Source organism: Streptomyces sp. 2-1, assembly GCF_048564895.1.
Classification (GTDB): Bacteria; Actinomycetota; Actinomycetes; order Streptomycetales; family Streptomycetaceae; genus Streptomyces; species Streptomyces phaeochromogenes.
In genome coordinates this window covers 5,375,932-5,395,086 of the sequence record NZ_CP183383.1, presented here as the reverse complement: position 1 = coordinate 5,395,086, position 19,155 = coordinate 5,375,932, and the positions used below count along the sequence as shown (strand labels likewise).

Below are 19,155 nucleotides of genomic sequence, written 5' to 3'. Positions count from 1 at the left end.
GCGACACCCGGGCGGGCGGGGAATGCCCGCTCCGGGCGGCCGGTTCCTGCCCGCCACCCACGGGAGCCTCGCCCGGGGCGCGTCCGCGCCGCTGCCCGGCACCCTCTTCGCGCTCGCGCTGACCGGCGGCATGACGCTGGGCCCCGGGGACGGGCGCGAGGTCCTGTTCGGCCGCAACCGGCCCGAGGTGCATGTCTGTCTCGGCGAGGACGACCCCCAGCTCAGCCGCCACCAGGGCACGCTCACCCACCGGGACGGCCGCTGGTGGGTGAGCAACGCCGGGCGGCTGCCGATCCGCTGCGCCGGGGCCCGCCTGCTGTTCCGGGGCGAGGAGCCGTTGCCGCTCGACACCGGCTACACCCCGCTGTTCGTGGGCGGTTCACGTGGCCGCGAGCACCTGCTGGAGGTCTTCGTCACCGGCCCCGAGGGCGAACGGCCACAGCCGCGGCACGGTGACGTCACCCGCCCGCCCCGGGTGTGGATCCTGACTGAGCAGGAGAAGCTCGCCCTCGTCGTCCTGGGCCGGCGGTACCTTCTCCACGAGCCCCGGCCGCAGCCCCTGACCTGGCGACAGACCGCCGCCGAACTTGCCGAGTCCCAGCCGCACGCGGGCTGGACCGACAAACGCGTCGAACACCTGGTCAACGGCGTACGCACCCGCCTGTCCCGCGACGGAGTCCCCTGGCTGACCCGCGAGGAACTCGGCGAGCCGGTGGGCAACGCACTCAACGACAACCTGATCCGGGCACTGCTGACGTCGACGACGCTCGTACCGATGGACCTGGCGCTGATCGACGCCGCGTGACGCGTGCTCACGGTGTCTCATGTCAGGTGTCGTTTCCGTCATTTCCACGTGGGCCGTCGAGCGGGCAACCAGGTGTCGATGGCGGCCGCCAGTTCGTCGCGGTCGGTGAAGACGTGGCCGTTCATGCCCACGGCCTGTGCGGCGCGTACGTTCTCCTCGCGGTCGTCGACGAAGAGGAAGTCGGCCGGGGCGGCTTGCATGGCGATGGCGCAGTGATGGAAGGCCGCCGGGGACGGCTTGGCCGCCTTGATCTTTCCGGAGAAGGCGACGTGGTCCAGCGTGTGCAGCCAGGGCTGGGCGGCGAGGAAGGCGTCCGCGTGGTCCGAGGGGATGTTGGACAGCAGGGCGACCTCGGTGACGGCGTGGAGGGACTGGACGTAGGCGACCATCCGGTTGTCGACGCGCGACCAGCTGTCGATGTCGGCCAGGCGCAGTTCCTCGATCGTGTCGGCGTCGGCGTCGGCGTCGACGGAGAGCGATCGCAGTACGGCGGTCCAGTACTCGGGCGCGGACTGCCGGCCGGCGTCGTAGGGCGGGCGGCAGGCCCAGTAGGCCGTGGTGAAGGCTTCGGTGGGTGCGTGACAGCGGGCGGCCATCTTGGCCAGGGCGCCCGGGCGTTGGTGGCGGGCGATGACCCCGAAGAGGTCGAACAGCACGATGTGTCGGTCGGTGGGCATGGTGAGGGTTCCTCCGGGTTCTGACGGCCGGGGCGAGAGGGAGAGCCTGTGCGGCACGGAGTGAGCCGTGCCGCACAGGCGGTCAGAGGCTGCCGTGGGCCGGCTCGCGCGTGCGGTCGGAATCGGTGCGCAGGATCCCGGCGGCCACCGCGGTGATCGCGCACAGCAGGATCAGCAGTACGAAGGTGTGGTTCAGGGCGGTGAAGTGGGTCAGCCAGCCGATGACGGCGGGGCCGGCGAGCATGCCGACGTAGCCGAGCCCGGCGACGCGGGAGACATTGGCCCCCGCGGCGGCGGGGTCGGCGTGCCCGGCCGCGCTGAACAGCTGCGGGACACAGCCGGACAGCCCCAGTCCGAACAGCGCCCACCCCGCGAACGCGGCCCACATCCACGGTGAGACGGTCACGATCGCGATGCCGACGGCGGCCGTCGCCGCGCCGTGGCGCAGGATCGCCATGGACCCGAACCGGGCGACTAGGCGGTCGGCGAGCAGCCTGCCGATGGTCATGGTCGCCGCGAAGGTGCCGTACGCGAAGGCGGCGGTGCTCGCGGGCGCGCCGAGGACGTCCTTCAGGTGCAGCGCGCTCCAGTCGTTGGCGGCTCCCTCGCAGAGCATGACCATCAGGGCGAGGGCGGCGAGGATCCAGATGCGCCCGCTGGTGCCGCGGCGCGCGGCGGCCGATGCCTGCCCGGCCTTCCCCGTAGGAGCCGCCTCCTCAGCGGAGTAGGCATCCTCAGCCGAGTGGGCCTCCCCAGCGGAGTAGGCATCCCTCGCAGAGTCGGCGTCGGCAGCGGCGGGCCCCGCCGGCAGCAGCGCCCGTGCCGACACCAGGGCAACCACGACACCCAGCGCTCCCATCGCGGCCATGCCCGCCGCAGGGCTCAGGGCGGCGCTCGCCGCAGCCGCTCCGACGAGCGCGGCGAGGACGCCGCCGACCGAGAACGTGGCGTGGAAGGCGGACATGACGGGCCGGCCGTACGCCTTCTCCACGTGCACGGCGTGGGCGTTCATGCTCACGTCCAGGCAGCCGTTGCAGAACCCGAAGACCATCAGGGCAGCTGCGAGCGTCCACGGGTCCTGGGGAAGGCCGGGCAGCACCAGGGCCGCGCTGCACAGCACGCCGGTGGTGGGGACGACGACGCGCGCCCCGAGAGAGTCGGTCAGACGCCCGGCCACCTGCATACCGACGAAGGCCCCCAGCCCCAGCAGCACCAGCAGCCCCCCGAGCGTCGCGTGACTGATGCCCACGCGCTCCTCGATGGCGGGGATGTTCACCACCCAGGTGCCCATCAGGGTGCCGCAGAGACTGAAGTAGACGAAGGTCGCTACGCGGGCGGCTCGAAGCGGTGCGTTCATGAAACCAACCGTAACGAACATCTGGCTCGATTGAACACTGTCGCTTCGCACACATTGAATGTTCGTTTCGGGTGGTGTTCAATCGCGTCATGAGCAGCACAGACCGGCACGGGATGATCGCGCAGGCCGTCAGGGAGTCGGGAAGGATCACGGTCCAGGAACTCGTCGACCTGACCGGCGCCTCCGAGATGACCATCCGGCGCGACCTCGACGCGCTCGCCGCGCAAGGCGTCCTCGAGCGCGTCCGCGGCGGCGCGCGCACCCTGCTGCTCAGAGGTCAGGAGCCGCCTTTCGCGCTGCGTGCCCACGAGGGCGTCGAGGCCAAGCGCCGCATCGCGGCCGAGGTGTCCTCACTCATCGCCGACGGCGAGACGGTCCTCCTCGACAGCGGCACCACCTGCCTGGAGCTCGCCCACCTGCTGCGCCGGCGCCCGGTCACGGTGATGCCCCTGTCCTTGCAGGCCATCCACGTACTGGGCGAGGCCCCGCGCACGGCCACGCTCATGGTCCCCGGCGGTCAGCCGCGGGCCGCCGAGGGAGCCCTCACCGGCCCTCTCACCCTCACGTCCCTGTCGGCTCTGCGCTTCGACACCGCCGTCATGGGCTGCTGCGGCCTGAGCGCGGCCGACGGCCTGACCGCGTACGACCTCGACGACGCGGCCGTGAAGAAGGCCGCCATCGCCTCCACCCGCCGCGTCATCGTCGCCGCCGACGGCACCAAACTCGGCCACACCGCCTACGCCCACGTCGGCCCCGCCACCCTCCTGCACACGCTCGTCACCGACACGGCGGCCCCGGCCGACGAGATCACGGCCCTCGAAGGCACTGGCATGGTCGTCAGAACCGTCTGACAGGACGTGGACGCAACCGGCGCCTCGACGCCTACCGCGAACCGACCCGCGAAGTAGGGGAGTTCAGACTGCGGCTGCTGCTGCGGCCGCTCCGTGTGTCGCGTGTGCTGGAGGGCTGGAGGAGCTGGTCGACGGGTGCGTAGTCGTCGGTGAGCAGTTGGGCATCGCCGATCCAGGAGGCGAGGTCGTTGCCGGTGGAGGTCTTCCAGCCGGTCTGCCGGGAGTCCAGCGCTTCCTGGGCCGCGCGCAGGTCGACCGGCCGGTCGGAGGCGAGCACCACCAGATTGCCGCCCTCGGACGTGCCGGGGGCCGGGGCGAGGCCGATGTCGGCGGGTTCGCCGACGACGGCCACATGCTCGAACGTCTCGCTGAGGGTGGCCACTTCGGCACGGGCGAAGTCCATACCGCCGTGGTCGATGAGGTTGGCGACGTACAGGCCGTCCTCGTCGAGCACCCGCCGTACGTCCGTCATCGCCTCCGCCGTGGTGAGGTGCCACGGCACGCTGACGCCCCCGAAGGCGTCGCCGACGACGAGGTCACGACTGCCGTCGTCCAGCCGCCGCAGACCGAGCCTGCCGTCCTCGGCGCGTACGTCGATACCGGCGCCCGGTCCCAGACCGAGTCGCTCGCGGTTGATGCGTACGACCCCGCTGTCGATCTCGGACACAAGGCTGCGCGTCCCGGGCCGGGTGGCGGCGAGGTAGCGGGGAAAGGTGAGCCCGCCGCCGCCCAGGTGGTGGGCGACGAGTGGCTCACCCTCGGGAAAGGCGGCATCGACCACCGACGCGATGGCGCGTACGTACGCGAACTCCAGGAAGGTCGGGTCGTCGATGTCGACGTACGAGTGCCGCAGGCCGTCCAGAACGAGGGTCCGGCCGCCGTCCCGGTCGGGGTCGGCGACGACCCGGGCGCAGTGGTACTTGGTCTCCGTGTCGCAGGCACCGGGCGCGACCGTGGTGGCGAGGCCGCCGGCGACGACCACGAGGGTGAGGGCAGGGGTGCCGCTCCACCCGCGCGCCCGCCACTCGACCAGCGCCGCGCCGGCCACCAGCAGTGTTCCGAGGCCGATCAGAATGCCGCTGACCGACAACCGCGACACGAGGACGAAGCCGGTGAGGACGGTCCCGAAGATGGCGCCGACGGTACCGACACCGGACAGCCGGCCGACCACGGTTCCGGTCTCGGCGAGGCTGGTGAGCCGCAGCTTCGTCACGATCGGCGTCACCGCGGAGAGCAGCGCGCCCGGCACGAGTATGGTCAGCGCCGCGATCAGCAGGAGCACCGCCGGTGCCCACTCCGCACTGGTGCGCAGCACGGCGGGGGTGAGCGCCACGACCGCTCCCGACACCCCGAGCGAGGGCCCTATGAGCCGACGCGGATCGACCTGGTCGGCAACGACCCCACCCAGCCACGACCCGAGGGCGATCGCCGTGAGGGCGATACCGATCACCATCGTGCTGGTCTCAAGAGTGAGCCCGAGATAGGGAGCCAGCAGCCGCAGAGCGACGATCTCCACCACCAGAACCGCGGCCGAGGACCCGAACACGAGCGCGGCAGCGGCACGGGGACCCAGACCCTGACTACGAGACGGTCCCTCGGCAACAGACGAGGACGACGATCCGGTCACGAACGACATCCTCGCACGCGCCCCACCGACCGAACGGCATGGTGGAACGGCAGCAGGAAGCTGCAATCATCGTGGGAGTCGGATCACGGGGGTGGGATCACATGACGAACCAGCCGGTGTTCGTCCTCGGCGAGGAACTGCAGGCCCTGGAGCGGGCCGGGTTCGAGACCGAGGCGGAGTTCCAGGAACTGCTCGCGCGTCATCCTCGGGTGCTGGACTTCGGCTCGCTGGCCGATGGCCGGCCGCTGCGACTGGTGCTGGTGGCACGGGAGATGGGGGTGCCGACGAGCACGGAGAGTGCCCCGGCGTACTGGCTTGACCATCTCTTCGTCGACGCCGACGGCGTGCCGACGCTGGTGGAGGTCAAGCGGGCCACGGACACCCGGATCCGGCGTGAGGTCGTCGGCCAGATGCTGGACTACGCGGCGAACGCCGCCCGTTACTGGCCGGCCGCACTGCTGCGGCGTTCCTTCGAGGACACCTGTGTCAAGGACGGCCGATCGCTGGAAGAGGCGTACGGCGAACTCCTTGGCGACCAGGGCGACCGGTCCGCGGAGGAGTTCTGGACGACGGTCGAGGAGCGGTTGGCCGCCGGGCAGATGCGGCTGCTGTTCGTCGCCGACCAGATTCCGCTGGAGCTGCGGGCGATCGTCGAGTTCCTGAACCGCCAGTTGCGTCAGACCGAGGTGTACGCGGTCGAGTTGACCCAGTACCGCGGCGGCGGGGACCTCCGTGTCCTCGTCCCCCGCGTGCACGGCGAGGTCGCCACCGTGGCGAAGTCCCCCTCGGGCCACCGCGCTGCGCAGCGGACGACCCGGGCCGACATGGACGCGGCGATCGCGTCGCGCCCCGACCTGGACGTACGGCGAACCGCGACCGCGCTGCTCGATCACGCTGCGGCCGAGGGGCGGCTCGAGTGCGGGACGGCCAAGTACCGGAGCATGCGCATGTACTACCGCGCCTCCGGACGGGACGTACCGGTCGCGACGCTCTCCCTGCGCGACGACCCGGCGAAGGACGACCTCTCCTTCGCCTTCGGCTCGATCACCTATCACCTCGGCCACGAGCGGGCAGCGGCGTTCGCGGCCTCCCTGCCAACTCTCCCCGGCCTGGCGGAGAGGCTGGAGGCTCTGCCTGCGAAGGGCTACAACGGCTGGCCGTCCGTCTCCCTGGCCGCCCTCGCCTCCGAGCCCACTGCCGTGGAGGGGATTCTGTCGGCGATTCAGCAACTCGTCGGCGGTCACGGCCGCCAGTAAACCTGGTGCCCACCACACCCCGCCCACCGTCCCCCGTCAGACGGAGCCGCACGGCACCGTCACCACATGCTTGCCCGCGACGCCGCCCCGCTCGAACGCCTGGTGTGCCGCGGCGATGTCCGCGAGTGGGTACACGCTGTCGACCACCGGGCGCAGCGAGCCCGATGTGACGAGGTCGGCCACGTCGCGCAGCAGGGGGGTTTCGGGGTTGGCGCTGAAGGTGCGGATGCGGCGGGAGCCGTGGACGCTCGACGCGGCGATTGCGGCCAGCGCCGACGCGGACAGTCCGACGGTGACCATCCGGCCGCCCTTGGCCAACCGGCTCCGGTAGCAGTTCAGTTCCGAGCCGACGGTGTCCACGATGACGTCGAAGGGGCCGATCCCGTCCGAGGTGGTGGAGCCGTGGTCCAGGACCTCGTCGGCGCCGAGGTCGGTCAGGAGCTCGGCGTGCCGGTCGCGGGCCAGGGCGGTCACATGGCCGCCCATGGCGTGCGCCAACTGGACCGCGGCCGTGCCGACTCCGCCGGCCGCGCCCCGCACGAGGACCCGTTCCCCGTCCGTGAGGCGCACGCTGTCGCGCAGCGCGATCAGCGCCGTGGCGCCCGCGACCACCAGGGAGGCCGCGTCGACCGACGAGAGATCCGCCGGGGCCTGCGCGATCCGGTTCGCGGAGACCACGACGTACTCGGCCGCCCCGGCGACGGAGTGCCTCTGCCGGGGATGCACCATGCCCCACACCCGGTCCCCGACCCGGTGGCCCTCGACACCGGCGCCGGTCGCGGCGACGGTGCCCGCGAAGTCCAGTCCCACACCGATGGGGAAGCGGCGTCCCGACACCATCTTCAATTCGCCCGCGCGGACGATCACATCGTGTCCGTTCACGCTGGTCGCCTCCACCGACACCAGCACCTCACCCGCACCGGGAGCGGGACGGTCCACGTCATTGATCCGCAGTACGTCCGCCGTACCGAAACTCATGATCTGAACGGCCTTCATGTCGCTGTCCTTCCGTGACCGGCTGTGGCGTGTCCGATGCTGGACCCCGCACGCGGCATCACGGTCGTTCTCCTTTTCCTGGGTCCGGCAGACCCACCCTCGCGGGCCGCGCCGGCCGCATACTGGCGCAGTGACCGACCCCTCCCACGCCATGGGCGACGACCCCCGACGCGAACTCGCCGAGTTCCTGCGCACCCGCCGAACTCGGCTGCGCCCGCAGGACGTCGGCCTGGAGCCCGGCCCGCGGCGGCGCGTCGCCGGGCTGCGGCGGGAGGAACTGGCGCTGCTGGCCGGGGTGAGTTCGGACTACTACCAGCGCATGGAGCAGGGACGCGACGTACGGCCTTCCGAACAGGTCCTCGACGCCGTCGCCCGCGCCCTCAACTTCTCCGCCGAGGAGACCCGCCACCTGCACAGCCTCGCCGCCGCCGCACGTACCCCCACCCGCCTGCCGCGTTCGTACGAGCCGGAGGAGGTACCGGACACCACGCTGCGACTGCTGCGTACGATGCCCTCGCCCGCTCTGGTCGTCGGCCGTTTCCTGGACGTGCTGGCCTGGAACCCGCTCGGCGGCGCCCTGTTGGGGGAGTTCACCCGGCAGCCGCAGCGGGAGCGGAACCTGCTGGCGCTGTTCCTGAGCCCCGAGGCCGACCGGGCGTGCCCGAACCGGGCGGCCACCGTCGCGGAGCTGATCGGGATGCTGCGGACGCAGGTCGCCGCCGATCCCGGCCATCCGCGCGCGGTCGAGCTGGTGGGTGGACTCGCCGTCCGCAGCGACGAGTTCGCGGCGCTGTGGGCCCTCCACGACGTCGAGGAACCGACCCGCGGCCAGATGCGCCTCGACCACCCCCAGGTCGGCGAACTGAACCTGGACTGGGACGCCTACCCGATACCGGGCAACCCCGGCCCCGTCCTCATGGTCTGCACCGCCGCCGAGGACAGCCCCGATGCCGAGAGACTCCAACTGCTCGCCGACCAACTGCTCGCCGACCGGCTGGGCGCCGCGCGACGGCCATGAAGTACGCCCGGGCCCGCAGACGCCTGTTCTTCGGTGACCATGAAGTACGCCCGGGCCGGCAGACACCTGTTCCTCGTTGACCAGGGGGTATGCCTCAGCCCTGGCGAGGTCCCCCGGTCGTGACGTCGCCGGATACCCCGGTCACGATCTCGCCGGATCCCCGCTCGACCAGCCGGGTCGCAATGGTGACCGTGCGGGTGGGTGACTGGTCGCCGTCCAGTCTGCGGAAGAGCATCTCGGCGGCCGTCCTGCCCAACTGCTCGACGTCCTGCGCGATGACGGAGATCCCCGGGCTGAGGAGGTCGGCCAGGGGGAAGTCGTCGAAGCCCAGGTGGGCGACGGTGTCCTGCAGACCGAGTGCGCGCAGCGCCCGTACGGCCCCGATGGTGACCAGGTTCTGGCTGGTGAACAGCGCGGTGGGCGGGTTCGGCAGCGCCAGCAGCCGCTCGGTCGCGGCGATGGCGGATTCCTCGCTGGCCCCTGTGTGCCGGACGATCTCGTCGTCGTACTCGAGGTGCGCGACCTCCAGGGCGTGCCGGTAACCGTCGAAGCGCTGGGCGGCGGTGGGGATGGTCGCCCGGTCGCCGAGGTAGGCGATGCGGCGGTGGCCCGCCTTCAGCAGGTGGTTGACGGCGGTGAGGGCGCCCTGCCGGTTGTCGGAGACGACGGTGTCCGCGTCGAGCAGGCTGGGCTCGCGGTCGACGAAGACCATGCAGGTGCCCGAGCGCTGCTCGCTGATCAGATAGCTGTGGTCGCGGCCGGCCGGTACGATCACCAGGCCGTCGACCCGCCGGTCGATGAGGGCCCGGGCCAGCTCCCGCTCCCGGGCCGGGTCCTCGTCGAGGCTTCCGACCAGCACGAGCACTCCGCGCTCGCGTGCCACGTTCTCGACGGTGCGGGTCAGGGCCGCCGAGAAGGGGTTCGCCGAGTCCTCGACGAGCATCCCGATCGTGGCCGTCCGGCCGTCCCCGCGGCGCAGGCTGCTGGCGGTCAGGTTGGGCCGGTAGCCCAGTTTGTCGGCCGCGTCACGCACCCGGGCGGCGATGGCCGGATCGACGGTGGGCACCTCGTTGACCACGCGCGAGACCGTCTTGATGGCGACGCCGGCCAGTGCCGCCACCTCACGCATGGTGGGGCGGTTGCGGGGGGACCGGGGCGGCGGCTCGCCCAGAGTCATCGTTGTCTCCACTTGTTTACGCGTTACCTACTCGTTGCCCAAGCATGTCTACCAGTGTCTTGACGCGCTCGTCCATACGGGCCCAGTATCCCGTCGAGTCAACGTTGTCTCAGCGTCGACCAAGGGACGGCTCGAAAGGGATCACGTCATGAACCTCTCCTCCAGCCAGGCGTCGGGCCTTCACGGTCGGCGCACCCGGGCGGCAGCGATCGCCATCACCATGTGCCTCGGCGTCACTCTCGCGGCCTGCGGCTCCTCCGACGGAAGCTCCACCTCGTCCGGCAGCGAGAAGGTGGGTGTGTCACTGATCCTGAAGACACTGAGCAACCCGTACTTCGTGAGCATGGAGAAGGACGCCAAGACGCAGGCCGCCAAGGACAAGGTGAGCCTCACCGTGGCGGCGGGCACGTCGGACGGCGACACCCAGACCCAGATCACCGCCATCGACAACGCCGTCTCGCGCGGCGACAAGGGCATCCTGATCACCACCAACGGCGACGCGGTGAACACCGCGCTGAAGCGCGCCAAGCAGGCCGGCCTCTTCGTGATCGCCCTGGACACCGCGCCCAACCCCGCGAGCGTCGCGGACATCACCTACGCCACCGACAACGAGCAGGCGGGCAGGCTCGACGGCGAGTACGCGGCGGCGGCCCTGGACGGCAAGCCCGCGGTCATCGCCATGCTCGACCTGTTCAACAACCAGGTCGTCTCCGTGGACATCGACCGCGACCACGGCTTCCTGAAGGGCATGGGCATCGACCCGGGCAGCAAGACCGAGAACGGCAAGGAGGCCAAGACCGGGAAGTACACCGGCGGCAAGGGCGGTACGTACACGATCGCCTGCCACCAGCCGACCCAGGGCGCCATCGACGGCGGACGCACCGCGATGGAGAACTGTCTGTCGGCCAACCCGGACATCAACGTGGTCTACGCCATCAACGAGCCGGCGGGCGAGGGCGCGTACAACGCGCTGAAGGCGGCGGGCAAGGAGAAGGGCGTCGCGATCTACGCGATCGACGGCAGCTGCTCGGGCCTGAAGAACGTCACCAGCGGCAAGTTCGCCGCCGACGCCGTGCAGTACCCGGGCAAGATGGCGGCGCTCGGCGTCAGCTCCATCGCGAAGCTGGCCCGCGGCGGCAGCAAGCCCAGCGTGACCAACGGGAAGTCGTTCTACGACACCGGCACCGCGCTGGTCGCCGCCAAGTCCATCGGGGGTCTGAAGGTCCAGTCCCCGTCGCAGGCCGCTTCCGCCTGCTGGGGCAGCTGACCCGGCCGGCCGGGTGTGCCGCAGGTACGGCACCGGCGGCACACCCGCACCACATGGCCATGAGCCCCTGAGCCCGTACGACGGCCTGCGCGAAGGCCCGTACGAAGGTCCGCACTAGGGAAAGAACCGGAAGGACCACCCCCTGTGACCACCCACGTGGACAGTAGTCAGGCAACACCGGCACCGGCGGAGGAGTTCCTCAACCGGCCCGCCACACCGGCCCAGCGCATCCAGTCGGTGCTGCACCGTCAGCCGGCGCTCAGCCCGGCGATCGTGCTGGTGCTCGCCGCCATCGTGTTCTCCCTGGTCAACGACCGCTTCTACGCGTTGCAGAACCTGTCGTTGGTCGCGCAGCAGACGGCCGTCATCGGCTCGTTGGCGGTCGGCCAGACCGTCATCATCCTCACGGCCGGCATCGACCTGTCCATCGGCGCGGTCATGGTGCTCTCCTCGCTGCTGATGTCGAAGCTCGTCGCGGACAACGGTCTGCCGGGCGTGCTGGCCCTGCTCGCGGGGGCGGCCGTCGCCGTTGCCGCACAGGCCGTCAACGGGCTGCTGGTGACCAGGATCAAGCTGCCACCGTTCATCGTCACGCTCGGCACCCTCAGCATCTTCACCGCGATCACGCTCATCTACGCCAAGGGCCAGACCGTCTCCCTGCAGCCGGGCAACATTCTCATGTGGAGCGGCGAGACCGTGTCCATCGGGCAGTTGAACCTGACCAACGGCGTCCTGCTGATGATCGCCCTGTACGTGGTGATCGGCTACGCGCTGCGCTACACCGCCTGGGGCCGTCACCTGTACGCCGTCGGTGACGACATCGAGGCCTCCCGGCTGGCCGGCATCTCCGTCAACCGGGTGCTGCTGAGCGCCTACGTGGTCGGCGGGTTCGCCATCGCGGTGGGCGCCTGGATCCTGGTCGGCCGGGTCGGCGGCGGTGACCCCAACAGCGGCCTCAACGCCAACCTGCAGTCCATCACCGCCGTCGTCATCGGCGGCACCAGCCTGTTCGGCGGACGCGGCGTGGTGATCGGCTCGCTGATCGGCGCGCTCATCGTGCAGGTCTTCGTCAACGGTCTGGCACTGGCCGGGATCGACCCCAACTACCAAGTCCTCGCAGTCGGCGTCCTGGTCATCGCCGCTGTCTCCGTCGACCAGTGGATCCGGAGTGTGAAGTCGTGACGCCCGCCAGCACCCCTGCCACCGCCCCCGTTCTCGAGGCCAAGGGCCTGGTCAAGGTCTTCGGCCGGGTCATCGGCCTGAACGACGTCGACCTCACCCTCTACCCCGGCGAGGTCCTCGCCGTCATCGGCGACAACGGCGCCGGCAAGTCCACCCTGATCAAGTGCCTCTCCGGAGCCCTTGTCCCGGACCGGGGCAGCATCCTGGTCGACGGCTCCGAGGTGAACTTCAAGCGCCCGCAGGACGCCCGCGAGGCCGGCATCGAGACGGTCTACCAGACCCTCGCCGTGGCCCCGGCGCTGGACATCGCCAGCAACCTGTTCCTCGCGCGCGAGATCCGCCGCAAGGGTGTGCTCGGCTCGGTGTTCCGCATGCTCGACACCGGCGAGATGAAGCGTCAGGCGTCCGACCACATCAAGCGGCTGGGCATCGGCACCCTGCAGAACATCAACCAGGCGGTGGAGACGCTCTCCGGCGGCCAGCGGCAGTCGGTGGCCGTCGCCCGGACGGCGATCTTCGGCGGCCGGGTCGTCATCCTCGACGAACCCACCGCCGCCCTCGGCGTCCGCGAGACCGGCCAGGTGCTCAAGCTCGTACGAGACCTGCGCGACCAGGGCCTCGGCATCATCCTGATCAGCCACAACATGCCCAACGTCTTCGATGTCGCCGACCGCATCCACATCCAGCGCCTGGGCGGCTGCGCCGGGGTCATCACCCCGCGGTCGCACTCCATGGAGGACGCGGTGGCCATCATGACCGGCGCGAAGAAGCTCGTCCCGGAAGCCGGCTGAGAGGCAGGGACGGGATGGCCGACACGTACGAGATCGCAGAAGGCCTCCTGGGCGAGGAACCCACCGTGACCGTCTCCGCACCGGACGGCCGAACCCGCGCCGTCCTCGCCCTGCGCGGGGCGACACTGCTGAGCTGGCAGGTCACACGGGGAACGACCGGACAACGGAGGGAACGAACGGAACCGGCGGAGCGAACAGAGCCGCCGGAGCCGCCGGAGCCGCCGGAGCTGGCCGAACTGGCCGAACCAACGGAACTGACGGAGCTGACGGAGCTGACGGACGGCTACCGCGACGAGACGGAGCTGCTGTCACAGGACGGCGTACGGGCGGGCCTGCTCGCCCCGTTCCCCAACCGCGTCGCAGACGGCCGCTACCACCACGACGGCCGCGACCACGACCTGCTGCCCGGCGGCGTCGGGGACCGCACGATCTACCACGGCTTCGCGCGCGAAGCGCCGTTCCGGCTGGTCGGTGCCACCATGACGGCCGACTCGGCGCGCCTGCGGCTGCGCAGCACGAGCATCAGACCGGGCCGTTACGCCGGCTACCCGTTCGCGCTCGACCTCGACGTGGAGTACGCGATCGGCCACCGCGAACTCGCCATCGAGATCCGGGCGACGAACGTGGGCGAGACCACCGCCCCCTACGCGTCGGGCTGGCACCCCTACTTCACCCTCTCCCGCCCCATCGACGACCTGGTCCTCCAGATCCCCGCCCACACCCTGATCCGCACCGACGCCTCCCTCATCCCCCTGCCCGGAAAGGAGGCCCTGCTGCCCCTGGACCGCTGCCCCGACCTGGACTTCCGGACGCCCAGGAAGCTCGGCGACGCCGTCATCGATGCCTGCTTCGCGGACCTGGCACCCGGCCCCGACGGCCGGACCGAGACGGTACTGAGCGACCCCGCGACCGGTGCCGAACTACGGATCTGGCAGCACGGCGGCTACCTGCACGTCTTCACCGGCGACACCCTGGCCCGCGACCGGCGCGCCTCCATCGCCCTGGAACCGGTCGAGACGACGACCGACGCCTTCAACCGCCCCGAACTTGCCACCGCCCTCTCCCTGGAGCCCGGCCGCCAACGTGAATTCCGCTTCGGCGTCACGTACCGGCCCTGACACGGCTCGGCCGCAAGGCCGAACCGCATCCGGGTGGTCGCTGCCACGCCCGGACAACAAACAACCCCCGGGCCCATGGCCTGGGGGTTCGTGTTGGAGCGGGTGACGAGAATCGAACTCGCACTCTCAGCTTCCGTACGCGGCGGCTATTCGCCCTTCCCGCCGCTTGCCTTGCCGTTGCCGGCCCCGTTTTCCGCGCCACCGGCGTCGTTGCCGGGATTCCCGTTGCCCGACGTGCCGGTGTTGCCCGCCGTGCCCGTGCCGGCGTCCGCGGCGCCCTCGCCGGGTTTGCCCGTGCCGCCGGACCTGCCCGGTGCGGCTGTCGCCCGCGCCAGCCGCTCGGCGCAGTACGCGGCGACCTTGCCCTCGCCGCCCGCCGCCGCGACGAGTTGCTGCCAGGCCGTCGAGTCGAGCGCCTTGCCGCGGTCCTTGACGTGCTCGTAGGCGCGGCAGTGGGCCTCGGTGTCCTGGGCGGCGGCCGGGCCGTCCTTCGGTCCGCCGCCCGAGGAAGCCGACGAGGTCTCACCACTCGGCCGGGCCGGGGCGGACACCGAGGGGTGCGCGGTCTTCCGGTCGGCACCGGCGCCGCCCGTGGACGAGCCGGCCGACCCGATGGCCGCGACCGCGACACCGCCCAGGGCGAGGCTGGCGAACACGGCGGCGAACGTCGTCTTCACAGGGCGCCCGGTTCGCCGCTCCGCGGGCAGCCGCCAGTCGTCCCGGCGCCGGGTACGCTCCCGATGCCCGCCCGCGCCGCGGGCGGCCCGGAAGGCGGCCACGGCCCGCCGCTCGGCTTCGGGGGCGACATCGCCTCCGCGCAGGACGGCGGCCAGTACCGTCTCCAGCGCCGTGTCGTCACACACGTCCCACGGGGCGGACACCGCGTCGTCAGGGTGCACACATCGACGGCCCGGCACTCCGTCGCCGCTCAGCCGTTCACCCATGTCCGCTTCCGTTCCTGTCCGACATGTTCGATTCACCTGGCGTTCCGGGCCCTGCTGCCTGTCCGCCGGCCCACTGCCGCGGGCGTCGTTCACTTCGACTCCCCCAGCGTCCGGGACGCCTCATCCGTCACACCCTCTGCCGCCTGGAACCCGACGCCCAACTGATGGGCGAGGCGTTTCAGACCCCGGTGGGCGGCGGTGCGCACCGCTCCGGGGCGCTTGCCGAGGACGCGCGCGGCGGCAGTACCGTCCAGGCCGACGACGACTCGAAGGAGCACGGCCTCGGCCTGGTCCTTCGGCAGTCCGCGGACCAGTTCCAGGGCCCGCTCGGTGGAGAGGGTCTCCAGTGCCTCGTCATGGGTGGTGTGCGGGCCGGGCAGGTTCAGTACGTCCTGTTCGGTCCCTCCCGACCGGGGCCGCACGCGCTGGCGGCGCAGATGGTCCAGTGCCCGGTGCCGGGCGATGGTCGCCGTCCAGCCGCGGAAACCGGCCCCGTCACCCTTGAACCGTGCGAGGTCACGGGCGATCTCCAGCCAGGCGTCGGACGCCACGTCCTCCGCGTCCTCGCCGACGAATCCGCGCAGATACCCGAGCAGGCCCGGCTGCACGATCCGGTAGGCGACCGCGAAGGCGGTCTCGTCCCCGTCCTGGGCCCGCGCGACTGCCGCGCCCAATTCCCCGTCGTACGTCTGTACGCGGCGGGATTGCCGTGCCTGGCCCAAGACTGTCCTCGTTCGCACCTGGTTCAAAGCGAGTCCGTTCCGTCCGACGAGCCCCGTTGGCATCGACGGCCCCATTGAGACCAGCGCGCGTTCTCACGGAAGTGTCACAACGCATCACGCGTCCCTCACGTGGTCGTCGGAGCGCCTGCCGCGTGGGTGGCGAAGCCGCGAGGGCCGTCGCCGGCCCCAAGGAAACGGCGACGTAAGGACGTTGAGCCGATCCGTACGCCGATCCGTACGCCGGGCCGGACGGCGTTGCGGCTCAGCGACGCCCGGCGAATCCGGTGATCGGTGATGGGTGATCGCCAGGCCGGACATCGGTGCCAAGACCACTCCCGGAACGCGGCGTGCGCCGGGCGGAGTGACGCTCCGGCGTCCCCGTGCGCTCCCTCTGTGATGAGCCTCTACTTTCCTTTGCGAGCGGTGCCGCCCCCGGCACTGCGCAACAGCGCGACCTGGCTGGAACGGCTGTTCGGGGACGACTCGGACACCGTCCGGCACCGCGTCGACCGGCACCGCGGGGATGTGCTGGACAAGCGATATCTGGACCAGGAACGCCTCTACACCGGCGATCCCCCGCACCGCGCGGAGGACCGACCTCAGGCCCAGGTGGTGCTCGGCGGTCGGCCGGTGTTCCACCCCGATCGGTACAAACCGCCGTTCCTGGTGCTGACGGCGGGCCAGGCGCACCGGGTGGCCAGGTTCCTGACGATGGCCGACTTCGACGCGCTGTGGGTCTTCGCCCGCGACGAACTGCTGCCGCGCTACGGCGGCGTCACCGCGGAGCCCGACACGCGGGGCGTTTTCGCGGCGGCGCATCGGGAGCTGACGGAGTTCTACACGCGGACGGCCGCGCGCGGGGATGCGGTGGTGAAGTGGCTGCCGACCTGAAGCACGCGGGCTCGGTGGATGCGGTCCGGCTCCCCGCGCGTCCTGCCCGGAACGCTTCTACGGTTGAAGCAGAGCGTGGCGCCGGCGGATGCCCGTTCTGTCCGCCTCGGCCACACCCCGTCCTGGCGCCGTCAGCGCCTGAAGGAGGCCACCCGGCATGTCCACAGCATCCGACACCCCTGTCCTGGACACCCTCGCCGCCATGACCGTCGACTCTCTTGAGCGCTGCGGTCTCCCCCCGGACACCCTCATCCTCACTCGCATTGCCGCGCTCGCGGCCTCGGACGCGCCCCCCATCTCCTACCTCGCCCACATCGACCCAGCCCTCAGGGCCGACCTGACCGCCGCTCAGCTGCAGGATGTCCTGGTTGCCATCGCCCCCATCGTGGGCACAGCGCGAGTGATGACGGCGGCGGGCAACATCGCCGAGGCGCTGGGTGTCGCGATCGCGGTCGCCGACGCCGAGGCCAGGGGCTGAGAAGGGACAGACACCCAGCGGTCACCGCGCGTCCGATGTCCCGCCGTCCACAGCCGCGGCGCAGCGACGGGGCGCGTCGGCGGCCCGGTCGGTCCTGGTGAGCGCGGCACCCGCAGCGACTGACTCGTGCGGGTTACCCGGAATGCGGACGGACGCGATCATCCCTTCACTGGAGTCGTCGGCCTCTGCCCGCTGAACCACCAGGAGGGCAAAATGCCCCGCCCCAAGGGCCTGCTGCTGTTGACGGCGGTGGGTTGCTGCGCCGCCGTGCTCACCGGTTGCTCGGACGACGGCACTCCCTCTTCGGTGTCGTCGGCCGCCGGCGAGGCCGCCTCGTCGGCTTTCGCGTCGGCGACGGCGAAAGCGGGCCGCGAGCTGGACGAGATCAAGAGCGGCGTGGACGTGAAGTCCGATGTGAAGCTTGCCGAACCGGGCAAGGACAACGACGGCCGGGCGACCGTCGAGATCACCGCCGCCAACACCACGAATTCCTCCAAGTCCTTCGCGGTCCAGGTCGACTTCACCGACACCAGCGGCAACCGGCTCGACGTGGTCGTCGTCACCGTGTCTGGCGTGGCCGCAGACAAGACCGGCACGGCGACGGCCCGCAGCAACCGCGAACTGTCGGGCGAGGTGAAGACGGAAGTGGCGCGGGCGGTGCGGTACTAGTGCCGGCATCCTCCATCCATTGAATTGAATGGCCTGGACAACAAAGAACCCCCGGGTCAATGACCTGGGGGTTTTGCGTGGAGCGGGTGACGAGAATCGAACTCGCACTCTCAGCTTGGGAAGCTGATGTTCTACCACTAAACTACACCCGCGAAAGACGCCGGTTCGGACGGTTTGGACCGGTGTCGGAAACGCGGAATCACCATACCTCATGCCAGGCCCCCGGCGCTGAAGCCGTGGGGCCCGGTGCTGTTTCGGGGGGTGGACGGGGCTGCGGGGCGCGGGAGTTGGGGCGTACGGTGGAGGGGTTGAAGAGGGGCTGCGCGGGATCGGAGTGCCGCCTGGAGGGTCGTCCGCTTCGTCCCGTAATGTGACGCTTCCTCGTCAGGCAGACTTGGCTCTTGGGGAAGGGACTCTGGGGACTTGATGGAACGCAGCACCGTCGTCCGTTGTGCCGAAGGGCACGTGTTCAGCACCGCCTCGCTTCCGATGCAGCAGGCCGATCGGCTCGGCCCCGGCCGGCTGATCCGTTGCCCACGCTGTGCCCGGCTCCGCAATGTCGTACCTGTGGAGTATCAGAAGCACTGAGTGCGCGAAGCGCGCGGTACGCAGTGCCGGGTGCCGCGCGTTCGCCTTGTTCGTAGTCGCCCGGGTCCGCCACGATCACCGGATTGTGGTGGGCCCGGGCGCTCTGCGTATCCTCGGGGCGTGCTTCTCTCTGACAAGGACATCCGGGCCGAGATCGACGCCGGGCGCGTGCGGATCGATCCCTACGACGAATCCATGGTGCAGCCGTCGAGCGTCGACGTGCGGCTCGACCGCTACTTCCGGGTGTTCGAGAACCACCGCTATCCGCACATCGATCCGTCCATCGAGCAGGCGGATCTCACTCGGCTCGTCGAGCCCGAGGGGGACGAGCCGTTCATCCTCCATCCCGGGGAGTTCGTCCTCGCGTCGACGTACGAGGTCATCACCCTTCCCGACGATCTGGCGTCCCGGCTCGAAGGCAAGAGTTCGCTCGGGCGGCTCGGGCTTGTCACGCACTCCACCGCCGGGTTCATCGACCCCGGCTTCTCCGGGCACGTGACCCTTGAGCTGTCCAACCTCGCGACCCTCCCCATCAAGCTCTGGCCGGGCATGAAGATCGGGCAGCTGTGCATGTTCCAGCTCAGCTCGTCGGCCGAGTTCCCGTACGGGAGCGACCGGTACGGGTCCCGCTACCAGGGGCAGCGCGGGCCGACCGCCTCACGCTCCTTCCTCAACTTCCATCGGACCCAGGTGTGAGTGGCGGAGACATGGGTGGAGACATGGGTGGAGATATGAGTGATC

The 19,155-nt window shown here is 70.7% G+C and carries 19 protein-coding genes and 1 tRNA gene; 12 read left to right on the top strand and 8 right to left on the bottom strand.

All coding sequences use genetic code 11. The annotated features are described in order from the left end of the window. The first annotated feature begins 22 nt into the window (after window positions 1-22). A complete protein-coding gene (locus ACN20J_RS23745; protein ID WP_213089924.1) occupies window positions 23-805 on the top strand; it encodes an FHA domain-containing protein in 783 nt (260 codons plus the stop codon). Window positions 806-843: 38 nt separating this feature from the next. Here the strand turns inward: ACN20J_RS23745 and ACN20J_RS23740 are convergent, their stop codons facing one another. Beyond that, window positions 844-1,482, bottom strand: a complete 639-nt coding sequence (locus ACN20J_RS23740; protein WP_419666723.1) for an HAD-IA family hydrolase — start codon at window positions 1,480-1,482, stop codon at window positions 844-846. A gap of 82 nt (window positions 1,483-1,564) precedes the next feature. Beyond that, window positions 1,565-2,839 carry an MFS transporter gene (locus ACN20J_RS23735; RefSeq protein ID WP_419666722.1) on the bottom strand — a complete coding sequence of 425 codons (1,275 nt, stop codon included), beginning with the start codon at window positions 2,837-2,839 and terminating at the stop codon, window positions 1,565-1,567. Between the two features lie 89 nt (window positions 2,840-2,928). Here ACN20J_RS23735 and ACN20J_RS23730 point away from each other — a divergent pair, with 89 nt between their 5' ends. Further along, window positions 2,929-3,690, top strand: a complete 762-nt coding sequence (locus tag ACN20J_RS23730) for a DeoR/GlpR family DNA-binding transcription regulator (protein ID WP_419666721.1) — start codon at window positions 2,929-2,931, stop codon at window positions 3,688-3,690. Between the two features lie 31 nt (window positions 3,691-3,721). On the opposite strand, the gene ACN20J_RS23725 is transcribed toward ACN20J_RS23730, so the two are convergent. Next, entirely contained in the window at window positions 3,722-5,317 is a 1,596-nt protein-coding gene (locus tag ACN20J_RS23725) for a fused MFS/spermidine synthase (protein ID WP_419666720.1), read from the bottom strand. 101 nt (window positions 5,318-5,418) lie between these two features. On the opposite strand from ACN20J_RS23725, the gene ACN20J_RS23720 reads away from it, so the two are divergent. Then, window positions 5,419-6,573 carry a hypothetical protein gene (locus tag ACN20J_RS23720; protein WP_419666719.1) on the top strand — a complete coding sequence of 385 codons (1,155 nt, stop codon included), beginning with the start codon at window positions 5,419-5,421 and terminating at the stop codon, window positions 6,571-6,573. A gap of 36 nt (window positions 6,574-6,609) precedes the next feature. Here the strand turns inward: ACN20J_RS23720 and ACN20J_RS23715 are convergent, their stop codons facing one another. Continuing rightward, window positions 6,610-7,569, bottom strand: a complete 960-nt coding sequence (locus ACN20J_RS23715) for an NADP-dependent oxidoreductase (protein ID WP_419666718.1) — start codon at window positions 7,567-7,569, stop codon at window positions 6,610-6,612. A gap of 151 nt (window positions 7,570-7,720) precedes the next feature. Between ACN20J_RS23715 and ACN20J_RS23710 the strand changes: the two genes are divergently transcribed. Continuing rightward, window positions 7,721-8,587 (top strand): helix-turn-helix transcriptional regulator, encoded by an 867-nt coding sequence (locus ACN20J_RS23710; protein WP_361992002.1) that lies wholly within the window; start codon window positions 7,721-7,723, stop codon window positions 8,585-8,587. 94 nt (window positions 8,588-8,681) lie between these two features. On the opposite strand, the gene ACN20J_RS23705 is transcribed toward ACN20J_RS23710, so the two are convergent. After that, window positions 8,682-9,764 (bottom strand): LacI family DNA-binding transcriptional regulator, encoded by a 1,083-nt coding sequence (locus tag ACN20J_RS23705; protein ID WP_419666717.1) that lies wholly within the window; start codon window positions 9,762-9,764, stop codon window positions 8,682-8,684. 148 nt (window positions 9,765-9,912) lie between these two features. Here ACN20J_RS23705 and ACN20J_RS23700 point away from each other — a divergent pair, with 148 nt between their 5' ends. The 4 genes from ACN20J_RS23700 to ACN20J_RS23685 all read left to right on the top strand — a co-directional run bounded on the left by ACN20J_RS23700 (window position 9,913) and on the right by ACN20J_RS23685 (window position 14,122). Beyond that, the gene (locus ACN20J_RS23700; RefSeq protein WP_190230483.1) at window positions 9,913-11,031 is read left to right on the top strand and encodes a substrate-binding domain-containing protein; all 1,119 of its coding nucleotides are present in this window, start codon (window positions 9,913-9,915) and stop codon (window positions 11,029-11,031) included. A 144-nt stretch (window positions 11,032-11,175) separates the two neighbouring features. Further along, the gene (locus ACN20J_RS23695) at window positions 11,176-12,213 is read left to right on the top strand and encodes an ABC transporter permease (protein WP_189844020.1); all 1,038 of its coding nucleotides are present in this window, start codon (window positions 11,176-11,178) and stop codon (window positions 12,211-12,213) included. Beyond that, window positions 12,210-13,004 carry an ATP-binding cassette domain-containing protein gene (locus tag ACN20J_RS23690; protein WP_189844021.1) on the top strand — a complete coding sequence of 265 codons (795 nt, stop codon included), beginning with the start codon at window positions 12,210-12,212 and terminating at the stop codon, window positions 13,002-13,004. The genes ACN20J_RS23695 and ACN20J_RS23690 overlap by 4 nt, the downstream gene beginning before the upstream one ends. Before the next feature lie 14 nt (window positions 13,005-13,018). Beyond that, window positions 13,019-14,122: an aldose 1-epimerase gene (locus ACN20J_RS23685; RefSeq protein ID WP_419666716.1), complete on the top strand. Its 1,104-nt coding sequence runs from the start codon at window positions 13,019-13,021 to the stop codon at window positions 14,120-14,122. Window positions 14,123-14,268: 146 nt separating this feature from the next. Here ACN20J_RS23685 and ACN20J_RS23680 read toward each other — a convergent pair whose 3' ends face one another. Both ACN20J_RS23680 and ACN20J_RS23675 read right to left on the bottom strand, forming a co-directional pair. Then, complete coding sequence (locus tag ACN20J_RS23680) at window positions 14,269-15,066, bottom strand: hypothetical protein (RefSeq protein ID WP_419666715.1); 798 nt, start codon at window positions 15,064-15,066, stop codon at window positions 14,269-14,271. 89 nt (window positions 15,067-15,155) lie between these two features. After that, window positions 15,156-15,788 (bottom strand): RNA polymerase sigma factor, encoded by a 633-nt coding sequence (locus ACN20J_RS23675; protein WP_190230486.1) that lies wholly within the window; start codon window positions 15,786-15,788, stop codon window positions 15,156-15,158. Window positions 15,789-16,211: 423 nt separating this feature from the next. Here ACN20J_RS23675 and ACN20J_RS23670 point away from each other — a divergent pair, with 423 nt between their 5' ends. The 3 genes from ACN20J_RS23670 to ACN20J_RS23660 all read left to right on the top strand — a co-directional run bounded on the left by ACN20J_RS23670 (window position 16,212) and on the right by ACN20J_RS23660 (window position 17,826). Then, complete coding sequence (locus tag ACN20J_RS23670; protein WP_419666714.1) at window positions 16,212-16,679, top strand: DUF1877 family protein; 468 nt, start codon at window positions 16,212-16,214, stop codon at window positions 16,677-16,679. A gap of 157 nt (window positions 16,680-16,836) precedes the next feature. After that, on the top strand, window positions 16,837-17,157 hold the full coding sequence (locus ACN20J_RS23665) for a carboxymuconolactone decarboxylase family protein (protein WP_055611039.1): 321 nt from the start codon (window positions 16,837-16,839) through the stop codon (window positions 17,155-17,157). A 213-nt stretch (window positions 17,158-17,370) separates the two neighbouring features. After that, a complete protein-coding gene (locus tag ACN20J_RS23660; RefSeq protein ID WP_419666713.1) occupies window positions 17,371-17,826 on the top strand; it encodes a hypothetical protein in 456 nt (151 codons plus the stop codon). Window positions 17,827-17,904: 78 nt separating this feature from the next. On the opposite strand, the gene ACN20J_RS23655 is transcribed toward ACN20J_RS23660, so the two are convergent. Continuing rightward, window positions 17,905-17,978, bottom strand: a tRNA-Gly gene (locus ACN20J_RS23655). A gap of 556 nt (window positions 17,979-18,534) precedes the next feature. Here ACN20J_RS23655 and dcd point away from each other — a divergent pair. Beyond that, window positions 18,535-19,110 (top strand): dCTP deaminase, encoded by a 576-nt coding sequence (dcd, locus tag ACN20J_RS23650; protein ID WP_189844028.1) that lies wholly within the window; start codon window positions 18,535-18,537, stop codon window positions 19,108-19,110. Window positions 19,111-19,155: the final 45 nt, after the last annotated feature.